The 17222-nt window shown below is 52.1% G+C and carries 13 protein-coding genes and 1 other annotated feature; of the genes, 8 read left to right on the top strand and 5 right to left on the bottom strand.

All coding sequences use genetic code 11. From position 1 onward, the window contains the following. Positions 1–74: 74 nt before the first annotated feature. Positions 75–692 carry an NUDIX hydrolase gene (locus TJ79_RS13620; protein ID WP_040950861.1) on the bottom strand — a complete coding sequence of 206 codons (618 nt, stop codon included), beginning with the start codon at positions 690–692 and terminating at the stop codon, positions 75–77. A 259-nt stretch (positions 693–951) separates the two neighbouring features. Here TJ79_RS13620 and TJ79_RS13615 point away from each other — a divergent pair, with 259 nt between their 5' ends. The 4 genes from TJ79_RS13615 to TJ79_RS13600 all read left to right on the top strand — a co-directional run bounded on the left by TJ79_RS13615 (position 952) and on the right by TJ79_RS13600 (position 5296). After that, a complete protein-coding gene (locus TJ79_RS13615; protein ID WP_040950860.1) occupies positions 952–1752 on the top strand; it encodes a (2Fe-2S)-binding protein in 801 nt (266 codons plus the stop codon). Positions 1753–1879: 127 nt separating this feature from the next. Then, on the top strand, positions 1880–2899 hold the full coding sequence (locus TJ79_RS13610) for an S-layer homology domain-containing protein (RefSeq protein ID WP_040950859.1): 1020 nt from the start codon (positions 1880–1882) through the stop codon (positions 2897–2899). 138 nt (positions 2900–3037) lie between these two features. Continuing rightward, entirely contained in the window at positions 3038–3364 is a 327-nt protein-coding gene (locus TJ79_RS13605) for an ArsR/SmtB family transcription factor (RefSeq protein ID WP_040950858.1), read from the top strand. A 174-nt stretch (positions 3365–3538) separates the two neighbouring features. Next, positions 3539–5296: a SulP family inorganic anion transporter gene (locus tag TJ79_RS13600; RefSeq protein WP_040950857.1), complete on the top strand. Its 1758-nt coding sequence runs from the start codon at positions 3539–3541 to the stop codon at positions 5294–5296. A 79-nt stretch (positions 5297–5375) separates the two neighbouring features. Here the strand turns inward: TJ79_RS13600 and TJ79_RS13595 are convergent, their stop codons facing one another. Beyond that, positions 5376–6302, bottom strand: coding sequence for an aldo/keto reductase (locus TJ79_RS13595; RefSeq protein WP_040950856.1), 927 nt, complete (start codon positions 6300–6302; stop codon positions 5376–5378). Positions 6303–6559: 257 nt separating this feature from the next. On the opposite strand from TJ79_RS13595, the gene TJ79_RS13590 reads away from it, so the two are divergent. Together TJ79_RS13590 and TJ79_RS13585 are read left to right on the top strand one after the other, a co-directional pair. Continuing rightward, complete coding sequence (locus TJ79_RS13590; protein ID WP_040950855.1) at positions 6560–10165, top strand: FG-GAP-like repeat-containing protein; 3606 nt, start codon at positions 6560–6562, stop codon at positions 10163–10165. 161 nt (positions 10166–10326) lie between these two features. Beyond that, positions 10327–11025, top strand: a complete 699-nt coding sequence (locus TJ79_RS13585) for a response regulator (protein ID WP_040951053.1) — start codon at positions 10327–10329, stop codon at positions 11023–11025. Here TJ79_RS13585 and TJ79_RS13580 read toward each other — a convergent pair. Beyond that, the gene (locus TJ79_RS13580; RefSeq protein WP_238323006.1) at positions 11020–12336 is read right to left on the bottom strand and encodes a sensor histidine kinase; all 1317 of its coding nucleotides are present in this window, start codon (positions 12334–12336) and stop codon (positions 11020–11022) included. The two genes, TJ79_RS13585 and TJ79_RS13580, sit on opposite strands and share 6 nt — an antisense overlap. 155 nt (positions 12337–12491) lie before the next feature. On the opposite strand from TJ79_RS13580, the gene TJ79_RS13575 reads away from it, so the two are divergent. After that, entirely contained in the window at positions 12492–13055 is a 564-nt protein-coding gene (locus TJ79_RS13575) for a DUF4352 domain-containing protein (protein ID WP_040950853.1), read from the top strand. Between the two features lie 77 nt (positions 13056–13132). Here the strand turns inward: TJ79_RS13575 and TJ79_RS13570 are convergent, their stop codons facing one another. Then, entirely contained in the window at positions 13133–13846 is a 714-nt protein-coding gene (locus tag TJ79_RS13570; protein ID WP_040950852.1) for a class I SAM-dependent methyltransferase, read from the bottom strand. Positions 13847–13859: 13 nt separating this feature from the next. Further along, a complete protein-coding gene (locus TJ79_RS13565) occupies positions 13860–14972 on the bottom strand; it encodes an ATP-binding protein (protein WP_040950851.1) in 1113 nt (370 codons plus the stop codon). A 173-nt stretch (positions 14973–15145) separates the two neighbouring features. Further along, positions 15146–15413 (top strand) — a binding site (T-box leader). Positions 15414–15500: 87 nt separating this feature from the next. Here TJ79_RS13565 and metG point away from each other — a divergent pair. After that, complete coding sequence (metG, locus tag TJ79_RS13560; RefSeq protein ID WP_040950850.1) at positions 15501–17180, top strand: methionine--tRNA ligase; 1680 nt, start codon at positions 15501–15503, stop codon at positions 17178–17180. The last annotated feature ends 42 nt before the right edge of the window (positions 17181–17222 follow it).

Genomic DNA, 17222 nt, shown 5'->3' with positions numbered 1-17222 from the left:
AGCGGCTTGTGAAAATGGGCGTTACGAGCAATCTTTTGTGAGGAAGTGGAGAGCCACTCTGCAACTTGGACTCGTTAATCCACTATGGCCTCGCGATCCGGTTTATCCAAAAAGGAAAACATCAGTCCGATTTGCTCCGGAGTATTCCGTTCCAGGGACAACGGCGGCAGTTGGTTCAAGTCAAAAAAACCGACAGCGCTGGTTTCCGTACCGGCAAGGGCCTCACCGCCGACGATTTCGCAGCGGATGAACATTTTATAGACGTGGTAAGGCTCCGGGGGATGGTTGTGGAACTTTTTGTCCAGCACCGCTAACAGGCGAAGGGGGACGACGTCGAACCCGGATTCCTCCTTGACTTCCTTTACGGCGATTTCGGAGGGCGACAGGCCGATATCGGCCCAGCCTCCCGGCAAAGCCCAGGACCCGTCCGCCTTTTCCCGGACCATGAGGATTTTGCCGTCGCGAAATACAACGCCTCGAATATCCACTTTCGGGGTGGCATACCCGGAATCGCCGGCGAAGGCTAAGGCGATTTTTTCTTTCTCGATTGACGTGTACTGGGCGAGGATGTCTACGCTCATCTCCCGCAGCATCTCGTAACGTTCGATATCATAGACGTCTTTGGCATAGGTCAACCCGGTTTGCGCGATGGCCTGTATTTGCTTGGCCCATTCCAACCATTTGGGTTCCATAGGAAGTCTCCTTTTCTGGTACGCCTGCTATTTATCTTAACCCTACCATATGTGGAAACGAGATACGATAGGAAAACGATCTGTTTTGCTTAGTAGCAGATCTGTCTGATTGGTGAGAATGATGTGGTGTTGTCTTTGATAGCAGGCGGTTTTTGGAAAGTGCGATGCTGTCACCCCTTCATATGCAGTTACCCTTGACGATATCATTGATAATGATTATCATTTGCATGTACCTCATTTTGTCTTCGGGGGCGATGAAGTGGAAGTTGCAATGGATTTATCCTTGCTGAACCAGTTTTTCGGTATCGCGTTTGAGAGTGAGAAAGAGCCGATACTGTCCATCCCTGCTGCGGATTTGCTGAATCGGGAGCAGATGGACATTGTTATACATAAATGCGCAGAGCTGCAAAAAGCCATAGGGCTGGAACTGCCGGCTACCTTCGTCGGGCTGTCACTTTTCGGCTTGATCGGGGGTATTCAGCTCGCTTTGGCTATGCACAACCGACTGCTGGACTTGTCCCTCGCCAACGTCACGTTTCAGATCGTCGACCGGGGCACATATCTTCATGGCGTTCTTTATGTGCAGGAGTTGCGCTGGACCGAAGCACCCGAGGCAGGGCGGGAGGAATGGCTGACCGCCTTTTGGACGGACTATTTTGGCGGTTTCATCAATCGGGTTATGAACGTGACGGCGGAAAGCGCCGGAGTGAAACCGGACCTCATCTGGAACCAGTTTGCCGCCCGCATGCGGTTTGCCTCTGATTACGTGGAGGAAAATATGCCCGATGAACAGGTGAAGGAGCGTTTTCGCGGAGATCACGAGCTATTACTTCAATTGGCTCCGGGGATTTTCGGGAGGAAAAAGAACCCCTTCGACTTCAAGCCACGGTATCTCGACAGCCCTTATGCCCCGGGGAAAAAGATCCTCATGCGCTCTGCTTGCTGCATGTACGACCATCGGGAGAACGGCGTGAAATGCTATAATTGTCCGCGGTTACTGACGGCTGAACGGGAGGAAATGCGGCTCGAAATCGAGGCGTCACGGGCAGCTTCAAGCTAAAGGATTGCGGCTATTACGGAATATAATTTTCGACAAATATCGATTAATATACTAATTCCCAAATGATAATCATTTTACCTTATGGTATGATTCTCCTTGCTTTATACAACAAGGGGGAGAGAAGACAATGAAGAAGTTTTTTAGCATGGTTGCACTATTGGTTTTGTCGTTGGTCATTGCTGTTCCTGCATTCGCCGCAAATTCAGAGAGTTATATCGTTGCGGATATTGATGGACACTGGGCGCAACCGGAAATCGACAATTTCATTAATGCCGACCTTATTAAAGGAAAATATGTTGACTCTGACGGGTATACTCATTTTGACCCTAACGGTAACATGACGCGCTCGGAATTTGTCGTAGCATTGGTCCAAATTGCAGGTTTAACCACGGATCTGCCTGGTAAGATCTTTGAAGATGTGCGTGAAAATTTATGGTACACAAACCAAATTCGTATTGCCAGCGCGCTCGGAATCGCTAATGGGGTAGACGCCACCCACTTCGGAGTTTCCCAAAAGATTACCCGTGCTGAAATGGCGACGATGATCGTCAAAGCATTCGAGGCCAAAAAGTCGATTGCGTTTAGCACAGGCACTACGAAGTTCACAGACGTTCCGCAGTTTTATGCAACAGAATACATAGGGAAAGCGTACAATACAGGACTAATCAGTGGAACTTCGGCGACTACGTTCTCCCCGAGTCAATGGGCAACTCGTGCTCAAGTGATTGTCGTACTTAACCACGCTGTCATGAAGGAAAACAGCAGTCTTCCTACCGAAGATGAATTGTTCAATGTCATCAACAGCGCACTTAAAGACCAAGTAGATTCAATCAACTCCGGACAAATCGACTTTCATTTAGATAAATATTTTACAGGATATGGGATGGCACCTCAGGTTGACTCGATGGATTATATCAACGAAATGATTAACGAAGGTCTGCAATTCAAAGCTGAAATTGTGTCGGCGGAACAATTTAAAGTATCCAAAATCTCGGATCGTTTCGCGGTAGTAGAATCTACCGGTGGGAATATCAAGATCACAACATCGTATCAGGATGAAACCTACGAAGATACGGAGAGTTTGGACGGCAGCTATTATCTCATTAAAGTCGGAGATACTTGGAAGATCTACAACGAGGAGTATTAACGAATAAGGGTTGCGCCTACAAGGCGCAGCCCTTTTTATTCGGCCCATTCGATTTTGCCGCCGGATACCGGGGTTATTCACAAAAAAAGAATGTATGTTATGATGTATGCAAATCTTCAAATAGTAGAGGAGAACGTTATGCTTCAGGAAGTTCAGCAGTTTAAAGCCGATTTTTTTAAAGCGCTGGCTCACCCTTTACGGATCCGCATCCTGGAGGTTTTGTCCGAAGGCGATAAAACCGTGAATGAAATCCAGATGCTGCTTGGCAGCGAGGGCTCCGCGGTTTCGCAGCAACTGGCCGTTCTGCGCAGCAAAAATGTGGTGGTCGGAACGAAGGACGGAACATCGGTGATTTATTCCTTAAGGGACCCGCTCATAAAGGAATTGCTGAAGGTTGCCCGGCAAATTTTTGACAACCATCTGATTAATGCCATCTCCTTGCTGGAAAATATCAAAAACCAATAAAATCCAATGAATCTCGCCAAAAAAGGGGGAAATGATTTCATTTCCCCTTTTTCTTGTGTCCGCAGACCGTTATAAGGTGCGAATGCTCAATTGACAGCGGTCGGGTGAGGATATATGATTCGTCATATATTTAAATAATCAAATATTTAAAATAATGCGAATTCGGAGATGGGTATGAGACAGGGCGGCAGATTTCAGGGCTATCATTTCAAGTTGATGCAGAAAGATTTGGTTTCCGGGTTGATTGTCGGCATCGTTGCGATTCCTTTGGGGATGGCTTTTGCCATCGCTTCCGGCGTAAAGCCGGAGTACGGGTTATTTTCCGTTATCGTAGCAGGCATTTTGATCTCCCTATTCGGAGGCTCCAAGTTTCAAATCGGTGGGCCGACAGGAGCTTTCATCCCCGTATTGTTTGCGCTTGTGATGAAGTACGGCTATGAAAACCTGCTGATCGCTGGATTTATGGCGGGAGTCATCCTCTTATTGATGGGACTATTCAAGCTCGGTGGAATCATCAAATTCATTCCCCGTCCCGTGACCATCGGATTTACGGCAGGCATTGCGGTTACGATTTTTACCGGTCAAATCGCAAACTTCTTCGGACTGCGCAATCTGGCGAAGCATGAGTCGTTTATTGCCAACATGAAGGAACTGGGGACGCACCTTAGCACCACCAACGGGTACAGTGTCCTAACCGCGGCTATCGCTTTAGCCTGCATCCTGCTGATGCAGAAACGATTTCCGAAGATCCCCGGATCCCTCGTGGGACTGCTCGTTTCAACCGTCGTTGCCTTGCTGTTCTTCCCGGATAAGGTGGCGACCATCGGGTCGACGTACGGTACTATTCCGAACCGCTTGCCCAGCATGCATTTCCCGTCGCTTACTCTGGAACATATGAGGCAGCTCATTAAGCCCGCTTTTATCATCGCGATGCTGGGCGGGATTGAATCGCTGCTTTCCGCCGTTGTCGCCGACGGCATGACCGGCACCCGGCACAACAGCAACCGGGAGCTCATTGGACAGGGGATTGCCAACATGGCGGCTCCTCTTTTTGGCGGAATTCCCGCTACGGGGGCCATCGCCCGCACGGCAACCAACATTAAGAGCGGTGCGGCATCGCCGCTTTCGGGTGTGATTCACGGGATTGTTGTACTGCTTGTCTTATTTTTGTTTGCTCCCTACGCCTCCGACATCCCTCTTGCCAGTATGGCGCCAATCTTGATGGTGGTGGCATGGAATATGAGCGAATCCAAAGCCTTTATCCGCGTGCTGAAAACAAAGGGTGCGGAGTCCATCGTCCTCGTCGTCACCTTTTTGCTTACGGTTTTCACGGATTTGACCACGGCTGTAGAAGTCGGTGTCGTCCTGTCGGGTGTGGTCTTTGTGAAACATATGAGCGAGATATTGAATACGGCAAAGGTACTGCCCGATCCTTCCCATAAAAATGAAAAAGTGGCCGCACACATGGTGCACGACCAGCACAATTGTCCGCAAGTGAGCATTTACACGATTGAAGGAGCGCTATTTTTCGGTGCTGCGGATGGGTTTGACCAAAAGTTGATGGAAGAGCTCCGCCGCCAGCCCAAAGTCCTGATTCTGCGTATGAACCATGTTCCGTATATGGACACGACGGGCGAAGCGAACTTAGCGGGTGTGATCAAAAAAGTTCAGCGGCAAGGGGGGACGGTTCTCCTCTCCGAGCTGCAACATCAACCACGGCAGGTGTTGAACAAAACCGGGCTGGATCAAGTCATCGGGGAAGATCATTTTTTCGAACAAACAGGCGGCGCCATCAGCTATTCCATGACGAAGCTAAATCGCGCGGAGTGTGTGGGGTGCAAGCATTTTGCCTTCCATGAATGCGAAAAGCTGGCAAGCCCGAGGGTGAAAGAACGTTCGGAGCGGGCAGCCTTGGCGCCTGAAATTGTCTAAGATAACAAAAACCAAAAGCCCTTTCCGCCTTTTTCGAGGCGGAAGGGCTTTGTTTTTGCTGAGAAGCTTAGTGAGTAGTTTAAGGCAGAATGTTCCCTGCCGCGCGGTAGATTTCGTACCATTCTTCCCGGGTCAGGCGGATGTCGGTGGCTTTGCAGCAGTCCTTCAGGCGGTCGATGTTCATCGTGCCGATGACCGGCTGCATGTTCGCCGGATGACGCAACAGCCAAGCGATGGCGATGGTGGTGTTCGTCACGTTGTATTTTTCCGCGATTTCGTCGATCTTCTTGTTCAGTTCCGGGAACTTCTCGGTGTTGCCCAGGAAGACCCCTTCAAAGAAGCCGTATTGGAATGGCGACCAGGGTTGGATGGTGATGTCGTTCAGTCTGCAAAAATCCAAAATGCTGCCGTCCCGGTTCAAAGAGGGAGCGTTCTCCATGTTCACGTTGATCCCGGCGGAGATCATGTTCGCGTTGGTGATGCTCAGCTGCAGCTGGTTGGCGACGATAGGCTGCTTCACGAACTTTTTAAGCAATTGGATTTGCATCGGGTTTTGGTTGGATACGCCGAAGTGGCGCACCTTGCCGGATTCTTCCAGACGGTCGAAGGCTTCCGCTACCTCTTCCGGTTCCACGAGGGCATCGGGGCGGTGGAGGAGCAAGATGTCCAGATAATCGGTTTTCAACCGCTTCAAGATTTGATCCACGGACCAAAGGATATGCTCTTTGGAAAAATCGAAGGTTCCGATTTGGTTGCGGATGCCGCATTTGGATTGGAGGATGATTTTTTCCCGGATGTCGTCGTTCATGTGGATCGCATCGGCAAAAATGGTCTCGCACTCCCCGGCGCCGTAAATATCTGCGTGGTCGAAGAAGTTTGCGCCTTCATCGAGGGCGGCTTGTACGAAGCGCTCGGCTCCGGTTTTGTCTAGGGAGTTGATGCGCATGCAGCCGACGGCTACGACAGGAACGTCCAGCGCGCTATTTCCAAGCTTGATTGTTCTCATGGTTTATTCCTTCTTTCAGGATTGATGGTATGTACCGTTTGTCCCTTACTTCCGATACCGCAAGAAAAACGACCGCTATTCGCGTTCTTATTGTGACATAACTGCATAAGGGCTTTCAAGTTTAGTAGCCGAAAAAATAAATCGATTTCATGGCGAAACTACCTCGATTTTCAGATAGTTTTTTTCTTACCGACCTTTGCTATGATCAGCGATGGAAACCATTTCAATTTCTGAAATAGAAAGGAAGGAATACAAAAATGCTACGAAAACGAAGAAAAGCAGTGCGATGGAGATGGCTGGCCGGGTTTACGGCGGCTGCTCTGGTGCTGCTGCCGATGCAAGCGAATGCTGCTCCCCTGCTGCTAAGCGCGTCGGTTTTTGAGACAGGGGAGAATCCTGCAGGTGTGGTGTCGGCCGATTTTAACAATGACAAGATCATGGATGCGGCTGTGGTCAATCAAGGGTCGGCTAACGTTTCGGTCTTGATAGGAAAAGGCGATGGTACCTTCGCTCCGGCCGCTCCCTATTCGGTTGGAGGCGCGCCCGTTGCCGTTACGGCGGTAGATTTGAATGTCGATATGCTCATCGATTTGGTAGTGGCCAATTCCCAGGACGGCTCAATCAGCATTCTGTTCGGCAAAGGCGACGGGACGTTTGATCCGCCGGTAACCGTTTCTTTTTCCAATCAAGCTCCGCAACAAGCTGCGATTACCCATGGTGATTTTAATGGGGATGGCTATCAAGATTTGGCTGTGACTCATAGTGGAGACAACTCCGTCTCCGTTATATGGGGGCCGCTTAATCGCGATGGGACCTACAATGGGCCGATCGAAAATATCGGGGTGGGCAAAGCCCCAGCGGGTCTTATCGCGGTTCCGAAGGAAGTGGGTAATACGATGCCGACGGCCGTTGGCGGAGAAGAACTGGCGACAGTACCTCCGGACGGTCCTCTGAAGGGCGAACAGCCGACACCGACGGAAACGCCTGCTGTAACAGAGACCCCGGCACCGACGCAGGAATCGGCTGCAACGGAGCCACCTGGCGGCATGCTGCACAGCGTCCAGCCGGGAACGGAGACCCCGACACCGACGGAAACGCCTGCTGTAACAGAGACCCCGGCACCGACGCAGGAATCGGCTGCAACGGAGCCACCTGGCGGCATGCTGCACAGCGTTCAGCCGGGAACGGAGACCCCGACACCGACGGAAACGCCTGCTGTAACAGAGACGCCGGCACCGACGCAGGAATCGGCTGCAACGGAGCCACCGGGCGGTATGTTGCACAGCGTCCAACCAGGGGTGGAGGATCCTGCCCCGACAGAACCTGCTGTAACGGAGACGCCGTCAACGGAGACTGCTGCTCCAGACCCTCAGAAGGTAGACGACCAGCTTGTACTGTTGCCGGAAACCCCCGAAGCTTTGAAAGTTGGGGTGCCGAATGAAATGAAGGGCGATAATATTGCCGTTGCCATTTCAGGCGGGAACAGTGTGGCGATCTTGACCTATGACAAGGGTAAAGTCCAGTTGCAGGATTCCTATCAGGTGGAAGATCCCGGTGTCATCAATGTCGGAAAGCCCGTTGCTCTGGCTTCCGGTTATTTCAATGACGACGCATATATCGATCTTGCGGTAACGGTTCTCGGCAGTAACAAAGTCGTGATTATGCTAGGCGCAAGCAACGGTGATTTTACAAGCACCTTTTCCTATGATTCTTATTGGGAGCCCATCGGCATTGCTTCAGCCGACTTCAACGGGGACTCTCTTGCCGACCTGGCGGTGCTCAATCAGGAGACGGGCGACATCCGTATTTTATTAGGCGGAGGCGATGGAACCTTCACCCGGTCGGCCGAATACGGCTTTGCGGCAGGCACTAGTCCTGCTGATCTTGTCGCAGCGGACTTTGACCGAGATGGGAAGATGGACCTGCTGTCTGCAAACTCCGGCGACGGAGATACGGCAACAGGTGTTGCCGGGAACGTCACATTATTAAAAGGGTTAGGTGGAGGGCTATTCTTTGCCCCGCATACCTTCCTGAATCCGAACGGCCCTGTTGGAATAACGGCTTCCGTAGCCACGGATTTCAACAAAGATGGGCTCATAGATATCGCTTTGGCTGACAGCGCCGGGTACCGGGCGGCCGTTTTCTTCGGGAAAGCGGGCGGTACCTTCGAGGATCCCGTATTTTTGGATGGAAGATTTATGGGGGGTCAGGTCGCCATCGCAGCCGGTGACTTCAACCACGATGGAAAGCGCGATATCGTCATGGCAAACCATGAGAAGGCCAGCATTACACTGTTCTATGGAAATGGCGATAAGACCTTCCAATCGGGAATCGATCTCCCCACGGGAGGACATCCCGAGGCACTGGCTGTGGCCGACTTTAACGGGGACAAAATTAATGATATTGCTATTTCAAGCTACGATGGCAATTCCATTAGCATATATACAGGCTCTGATCAATCCAACTCGATGGGCTATCTGGGTGACTTTAATACCGGAGCGACACCAGGTAGTCATGTGGAATCCATCGTGGCCGGGGACTTCAACGGAGACGGCTATGCCGATTTGGCGGCAGTAAACAAAGGGACAAATGGCAAAGTTTCCGTCATGCTGAACGATCCGAAGCAAACTGGCTTCAAGTCCGCCGTGCTCTATGACGCCGGCGCTAAACCATTAGCAATTACGGCAGGTTATTACAACAACGACAATGCTCTCGATCTTGCCGTTACTTCCATTGACAGCACCTTTAATAACGTCTTTGTTCTCGTTGGGCAGACGGATACCGATCATGTATATGGCGACGGGACATTCAAACAGGCTGAATCCTACCCGGCGGGCCGAGCCGTAGCGAAAATCGCCCAAGGAGACATCAACAACGACGGTAAAATGGATTTGGTCGTATCCGACGATTCGAAGAACGTGATAACGGTTCTGTTGGGCAATGGTGATGCTGCGGGAACCTTTAAAGCTCCGGTAGAGCACCAAATCGGTTCAAAGGCCGAGGGCTTATCGGTGTTGGATTTCAACAAGGACGGATTCTACGATGTGGCAGTGCCCAGTTATGATGGCATGGATTTCACCTTATTGTACGGTAGTGGCAATGTCGTGGAGCCAACTCCTTCCGAACGGCCGCCGGTAACTCCGACGCCTACGCCTACGCCTACCCCGACCCCGACGGATTCACATACGACGGAGCCGACATCGACGCCTACACCGACCCCGACCCCGACACCGGTATCCGGAGGAGGAGGGGGGTATGTGTCGACCCCAACACCAACGCCAACCCCAACACCAACGCCTACGCCGACCCCGACGCCAACTCCGGAGATTACGTTCAACGATATTGCCGGTCATTGGGCCGAGCCTTATATCAAGGAAGGCGCTAAGGATGGCATTGTCAGCGGATATCCAGACGGCAGTTTCAAACCGGATAAGGCGGTTACCCGGGCGGAATTCACCGTCATGATCGTGAATGCTCTCCATTTAACGGAAGGAGGAGTCCCTCTTCCCTACACAGATTCCGCTCAAATTCCGGATTGGGCGCAGAAAGCAGTGTCCATTGGCACGGAGAAAGGCATTGTCGTAGGGTATCCCGATGGCAGCTTCAAACCGAATGCTTTAATCTCCCGAGCAGAGATGGCCATTATCATAGCAAAAGCCTATGGGTTCCCGATCCAGCAGGGCATCCATACTGGTTTTGATGACGATGCGATTATTCCGTATTGGTCCAGTGCCTTTGTCGAAGCTCTGCGCATCCGTTCCGTTGTCAGCGGGAAAAGCGGCAATCGTTTCTTCCCGAACGACAATACTACGCGTGCGGAGTCGGTAACGGTTAATCTTTTGGCGAGAAAAGCTCCGAATTAAAATCATGCCGTCAGCTTCCGAACCGCGGAGTTACTTTATCGGCGGTTCGGAGGCTTACTCCTATAAATGGGCATTTTTTTGCTTTCAAACCTTGGTGAATTTGATATGCTCAAGCTAGCATAAGAGTATCGGATAAACAGGAGAGAAAGGTGCCTTCGCTTATGGATGAGTCGATACGGGTATTCGTTTGCGAGGATGATCCGGTGTTTGCTCGGCTGCTCCTGAACCGGCTGGGACAGGAGAGCGGATTTGCGGTTGTCGGCTGGGCGGTGAGCAAGGAGCCGCTAATGGCTGCGCTGCAGTCGGTTTCCTTTGACGTGCTGCTGCTGGATTTGAACTTGAGCAAAACGATGGAAGGGCTGGAGATCGCCCTGGAGCTTCGGGGGAAAGAGATGGACGGCCCAGGCGCAGAAAAATCACCGAAAATCATTGTGCTGTCCTCGATGGAGGACGATGAGATCATCGTGCATACTCTTGGGTTCGGTCGTGTCGATAACTATATCACCAAGGAACATTTTGACGATATCCCAGCGGCTATCCGCGATGCGTACCACGGACGGTCGGGACTCCATCATTCCACCGCGGCGAAGGTGCTGAATGTGCTGAGCAATCAACAGGAGAGCGATTTGCGGAAGCGGATTACGCCGACGCAAATTAAAATTTTGCAGCTGCAGGACGCGGGGTATAGCCGCAGGGAAATTTCCGAAATGCTATTTTATAGCGAATATACGATTAACAACGAGCTTTGCAAGGTATCCTCGGTGCTGAAGGGGAAGTTTCCTTATTTGGAATGGCTGCGGTTGAAAAAACACAACTCCAAGGAGATCATTCAACTGGCTAAGCAGCTTGGCATTTTATAGGGTAGGAGTGCCTTTAACCGGCAGCCGGACGGTAAACGTCGTCCCCATATCCTTGATGCTGAACGCCTCGATGCTACCCCCGTGCTTTTCCATGACCAAATAGCAATAGGATAGCCCGAGACCGAAGTGTTGGGCGTCGGCTTTTGTGGAGAAAAACGGATTGAAGATGTCGGTAAGGTCGTTTCGGTCAATTCCCGGCCCATCGTCTGAAATTTCGATGAGGATCATCTTCCGGTTCTCTTCGATACGGATCTGGATGGTTCCCGGACGGTCTCCTATGGCTTCGATGGCGTTATGTAAAATATTATAGAAAACCTCCTGAATATGATCTTTGTCGCAATTGGCATAAGTGGCGGGAGTATCCCATTGTTTGACCACGGTAATCACGCCGTTATCCAAATATCGCCGAAGCGAACGCAGGGCATTTTCCAAAAGCACGTTCAGATCGCAAGGAGCCCGCTCGATTTCGATATCCTCGATCTGGTTGCGGATGCGTTTTACGATGGCCATGACTTGCTGGGATTCCTCCTGAATAATGGCGGCATCTCCAGCCGGGAAGCCGGTCCGGGCGTGGTCCCATTCTTGGGCGATCAGATGGATGTTGGTTACGTGGTTTTTAACGGCATGGTTCATCATCATCAAACCGGAAGCGATGCCTTTGAACCTCTCGTCCGGACCTGTTTTTCGGAGGGTGATTCGGATATCGAGCACCCCGTAGCGAAAGGACAAAAAGATGAACAGAACCACGAAGACGACAGGCGCCGCCACGAAGGACTGATAATGGTCGCGTTCGTATTCCGGAAAGAGAGATCGAAAAACCACCGCAACCCAAACCGGGGGGATCAACAGGATGGCCGAGAGCAGGCGCTCCCTTCGTTTTCCCGGATGCGTTTCTCTCCATGCGCCGTCGATCATTAAGGCGGTTGCCAGCAGGGTGTAGATCATCACCGATATTAAAAACCCTTGGTAATAGCCAGGCGTTCGGTCTTCGGAATAGAGGACGAAATACGGCAAAGGAAGAAGAAAGCCCAATCCGTATTGAAGTTTTCGGTTGAAACGGCCGGAGTAAACGATAGCATACATGAAGAAGAAGTAAACCCCGGCGCTGGAGAACCAGTAAAACTTGGTGAGCAGGATATCGGCGATAGCGTATAGGGACGCCCAAGGACTGCCCGTGTTCAAATTCGGCGGCAGCATGCTGTAAGCGGCATTTCCGACCATGCCTACTAAAGCGGCTATGAGCATTAGCAGAAGCCAATGGGAAGCCGAAGAATGATTGTATTGATAGATAAGGACGATGAGTACGGCCATAAAGATAGAAAAAAAGAGAATCACACGGGCAGCATCCTTCCCTATTATGTAATCAATCCCTATTTTTGGTATAACAGAAATAATCAGTTGTGTAAACCAAAGCCGATGAGAGCACATAGATTCGGCAAAAAGGAATATAAGGAGGCCGCAATCGTATGCGGAAAATAGTCGGAATGTTTCTGTTGGCAGGGTTGATCATCTCCGCAGCAGGCTGCGGCTCGTCTTCAAATAAAGCGGAGGATAAGCCGGCAACGGCGGAGGCCAGCCAGCCGGCTAGCGCCGCCCCGGAGGCTGCGGTTGAGAACACGGCGGCGGGTCAAGGGGATACGGATAGTAAAACCTACAAAATCGGAGAAACCGCGGAATTGTTCGATCTGCAGGTTACGGTGGATAAGGTGGAGTCGGCTGCCAGCTATAATGAGCAAATTTTGAAAGACGGGACAGAATTCGTTCTCGTTCATGTTACGCTGAAAAACGCGGGGAAAGAGCAGAAAAATTACAACTCGGCCAGTTTCAATCTGCTTTCGTCTAGCGGATCGCCGGACCTCAGCGTTACGACGCTGGACCAGAGCGGCGAGCTGCATATCGGCCAGTTAGCGCCGGGCGAAACGGTGAGCGGGGTTTTACCCTTTGAGCATCCGGTTGGGGATGCGGTCAAGATGCTGGAATTTCATCCTAATATGATGTCCGAGCGGGTTCTGCGCTTTGATTTGAAGTAGGGCGGCAGGACGCGGTACGATAGTCCCGAGAATGACAAAGGAGCGGCAGTCGGGGAATCCCCCATGCCGCTCCTCGTTTAATTTTTTCTCCATAAGGAAGCCGATAAAAAGGGCACGCCGAATGTTTCGTCGGTGTCGTGGCATTCCCGCATGGGTCTGAACTCGATCAAAGTGAAATCATCTCCGAACAGGTCAAGTAGCTTATCTTTACTGTAAGCTTGGCCGCCCTTCATGCTACGGTCCCGGTAGATGTCCCAATCGGTGGACTCGACGGCTCCTCCCATTTCAACAAAGCCGGGCGCGAAGCAGGTTAACCCGAAATGACCTCCCGGCTTGAGGGCTTGGCGGATCGTTTCGATATAGCCGATTCTTCGATGGGGCCACAGATGATGCAGACAGCCGGAATCGTAGACGAAGTCGTATTTCTCGGGAATATACAGGTCGAATACGGATTGGCAGCGGAAACGAACGTCGGAGTTACGCTGTTTTGCCCGTTCCTCCGCCCATGCTATGGCATTTTCCGAGATGTCGATCGCGTCTACCTCAAAGCCTTGAAGATTGGCGTAAATGGCGTTTCGCCCCGGTCCGCAGCCCAACTCCAGCATTCGCCCCTTGGGGAATCTTTCAGAATCCAGGTAAGCGACCAAGTTCTCGTCGGGATATTCCGTGAAAAACGGGATGCTCCGTGTTCGGTCCTTATAAAATTGATCCCAAAAGGGAGCGGGTTCGCGCATCAGCGAATCCAGCATCTTCAGTAGGTGGCCGGGAGATTTTATCGTTTCCGGTGTCATTTCTTCGGCCTCCTTAATCAAAGACCGCAATGGCAAGGCGAGGATACGCTTCGCGCAGCTCCTCGATACGCTCTTCCAGCTTGGTCCGTTCGAGTCCCGCTCCGAATAGATCGGAATCGGGGGTGAAAGTGATGCGGGTTCCTGTCTCGCTTGAAATACCGACGGTGAGGAGATCGGTCTGCGGGATGCCGCGGCGGTACTCCTGGCGGTAGATTTTGCCGTCACGGCGGACTTCCACGGTAAGCTTTTGCGAGAGGGCGTTGGCGATGGCGATGGTGATGCCTTTTTCCGCCCCGGGCACTTGATAGGGCGCGGCGCTGCTGAACCGCCCGATGTCGGTCAACACCGATTGCACGTTGGACAAGTTGGTGCCTGGAAGCAGCTGGGCGGGGATGCCCCGGCCATTGTCCGCCACTGTCACGCTGCCGTCTCCGTGCAGGAAAATGCCGACTTCGCTGCAATAGCCCTCCTGATGCTCTAGAATGGAATTTTCCACGACGGCCCACAGGAGGTGGTGAACATCGAGATCGGCTGCCGCGCTGAAATAAGTCCCAGCTTGATCCCTCGTTTCCTGCATAGCCAGATAGTCGCTTGCGTCCAACAAATCGCCTGCTGCCGCCAACAAGAGGAGGAAGGGCAGAAGGCGGTGGCGGGGAAGGGTATAGCGGCCACCATGCTCTTGAACGAGCAGATCTGCACCCTGTAAAGCTTTCAGATGGTGGTAAAGCTGCCCCGTCGTTCCCATGTTCAGCCGATCCACTAGCTCTGCGCCGGTTAACGGCTCCTGCAGTACTGCCCGCAAAATATCCAGCCGCTGCTTATGGCCCAGTGCCGCCAGTACCTTGGCTGCTTTTTCCCCGTTCAAGCCGAGCAGCTGCTCCATGCGCCGTTCTTGTGGCTCTAAGCGCAATCCAAGTCCATTCACTTGCATCCGTCCCGAATAAAAGACCGAGTTTGCCACATCGGCCTCATCCCCAGGTTCCGTAGTCGGTTCATGACGGGAAGTCACCGGATGGGAGACGGCGGCGCTTCCTTTCCGCTCCGGCATAAAATGCCGGACAAGCTGCTGCAAGTCGGCCATTTGCTGTTTGAGTTCGTCTAGTTCCTTGGATAAGTCACGTGTCATCAAGGTTCACCAGCCTGTTTTATTATCTCATTACGATATTACGTAATTATTATATTCCATAATTGCGTAAATGTAAATGGCTTCAATCTCGTTGATTCATGCGATAGCTTCGTCATAGAGAGGGTTGACTTGGAATACGCGGTTTGGTATTATCTCCAATAACTTCAAATTCATTAAAGGCAAAGAAGAGAAAGAGTACCAGCGCGATATCTTTCAACAGAGAGCCCCGGCAGCTGAAAAGGGGTAAAGATCAGCCTTGGGAACATGGTCTCAGAGCTGCGCATCGAAAACGGGCATCGCCCGCCGTAGGCTGCGCCGGAACCCGCATCCGTTACCGTGCTAGGGTATAACCGCCGTTTGGCGCCGTACCTGAAGAGGTGAATGCCGCAAGGCAGCATGAAATTGGGTGGTACCGCGTGAGTGTAAACTCTCGTCCCTTTGGGATGAGGGTTTTTTTGTCGTTTACGGCACACTGGATTTGCAGAAGAAATGGACGGTAAGCGGGTCATCAAAAGGGAGGATGGAAGCATGGCGAAGGTGTTTATTGGCGGAGCATGGCCGTATGCCAACGGTTCTTTACATTTAGGACGGCTTGCGAGCTTGTTGCCTGGGGATGTGCTGGCTAGGTATTTTCGAGCAAAAGGGGATCGGGTGCTGTTTGTATCGGGCAGCGACTGCCATGGCACGCCGGTAGCGGTGCAGGCTATTCAGGAGGGTATTGAACCTGGGGAGATTGCTGGTCGTTATCATCGGGAGTTCGTGGATTGCTTGGAGCGGTTAGGGTTCACCTACGATTTGTATACCCGCACGGATCAACCCGTTCACCACCGGGTCGTGCAGGAAGTGTTTTTAAAGCTGCTGGAGAACGGCCATTTGTACAAAAAAACCGTTGAGATGATGTACTGCGAGACGGACGCCCGGTTCTTGCCCGACCGGTATGTGGAAGGGGATTGTCCGGTTTGCGGGAACCGCGCCCGGGGCGATCAGTGCGACTTCTGCTCGACGCTCTTGGATCCGACGGATCTGCTTCATCCAGTTTGCAAAATTTGCGGAAACCCGCCTGTGCAGAAGCCGACGGAGCATTTCTACCTCCGGTTGTCCGGCTTTCAGGAGAAGTTGGCGGAGTATGCCGGGCATGCGGAGGGCTGGAGAGAAAATGCGGTTCAGCTTACGCGGCGGTATTTGACGGAAGGGATGCAAGATCGGGCGGCGACAAGGGACCTGGATTGGGGCGTGGACGTCCCCCTCGAAGGCTTTGACGACAAAAAGATCTATGTCTGGATCGAGGCGGTCAGCGGCTATCTGTCGGCCAGTATCCAGTGGGCGGAAAAGACGGGGAACCGGTGGGAGCCTTTTTGGCAGGATGGGTTTGAGGCGGAAGGTACAGGAGAAAGTACAGGAGAAAGTACAGGGGAAGACTCGATAGTCGCTTACTACGTGCACGGCAAGGACAACATTCCGTTTCATACGCTGATCTGGCCGGCGCTGTTGATGGGATACGGGGGCTTGCATCTGCCGGACCGGATCATTTCCTGTGAGTACATGACACTGGAGGGGAAAAAGTTCTCCACGAGCCGCAATTGGGCGGTATGGGTGCCGGATATTCTGCAGCGGTATCAGCCGGATTCCATCCGCTATTTCCTCATCGCAAACGGGCCGGAGAAGCGGGACACGGATTTTTCCTGGAGGGAGTTCATTCACAGCCACAACGGGGAGCTGTTAGGGGCTTTCGGCAACTTCGTGAACCGGACCTTGGCGTTTATCGAAAAATCATTCGAAGGCTGCGTTCCGGCCGGCGACCTGACGGAAGAGTGGCGGGCTGACTTGGAGCAGTTGTACAGGGAGTCCGGGGCGCTCATCGAGAAAGGGCAGTTGAAGGATGCTCTAGAACTAATTTTTGCCGGGGTACGCCGGGCTAATAAATTCTTCGATGAAGAGAAGCCGTGGATCACCCTAAAGGAGGATCGGGAAGCCTGCGGGAGGACGCTGTTTGCTTGCGTTCAGATCATCGCCAATCTAGCGAATTTGCTGAACCCATTTATTCCTTTTTCTTGTGAAAAAGCAAGGGGGTTCCTCGGCTTGAGCGAGCCGAAATGGAGCTTGGCTAAGGTGGCGGCTGGCCAGCGGATCACCGGTTTGGAGCTGCTTTTTGAGCGAATTGACGTAAAGCGGATCGCCGAAGAGGAGGAGCGGTTGAGCGTGAATTGACGTGAAACGGATCGCCGAAGAGGAGGAGCGGTTGAGCGTGTA

The organism is Gorillibacterium massiliense (assembly GCF_000455485.1).
GTDB classification, from domain to species: domain Bacteria; phylum Bacillota; class Bacilli; order Paenibacillales; family NBRC-103111; genus Gorillibacterium; species Gorillibacterium massiliense.
Note: the sequence above shows the minus strand (reverse complement) of the source record. Positions and strands in the feature narration are given on the sequence as shown.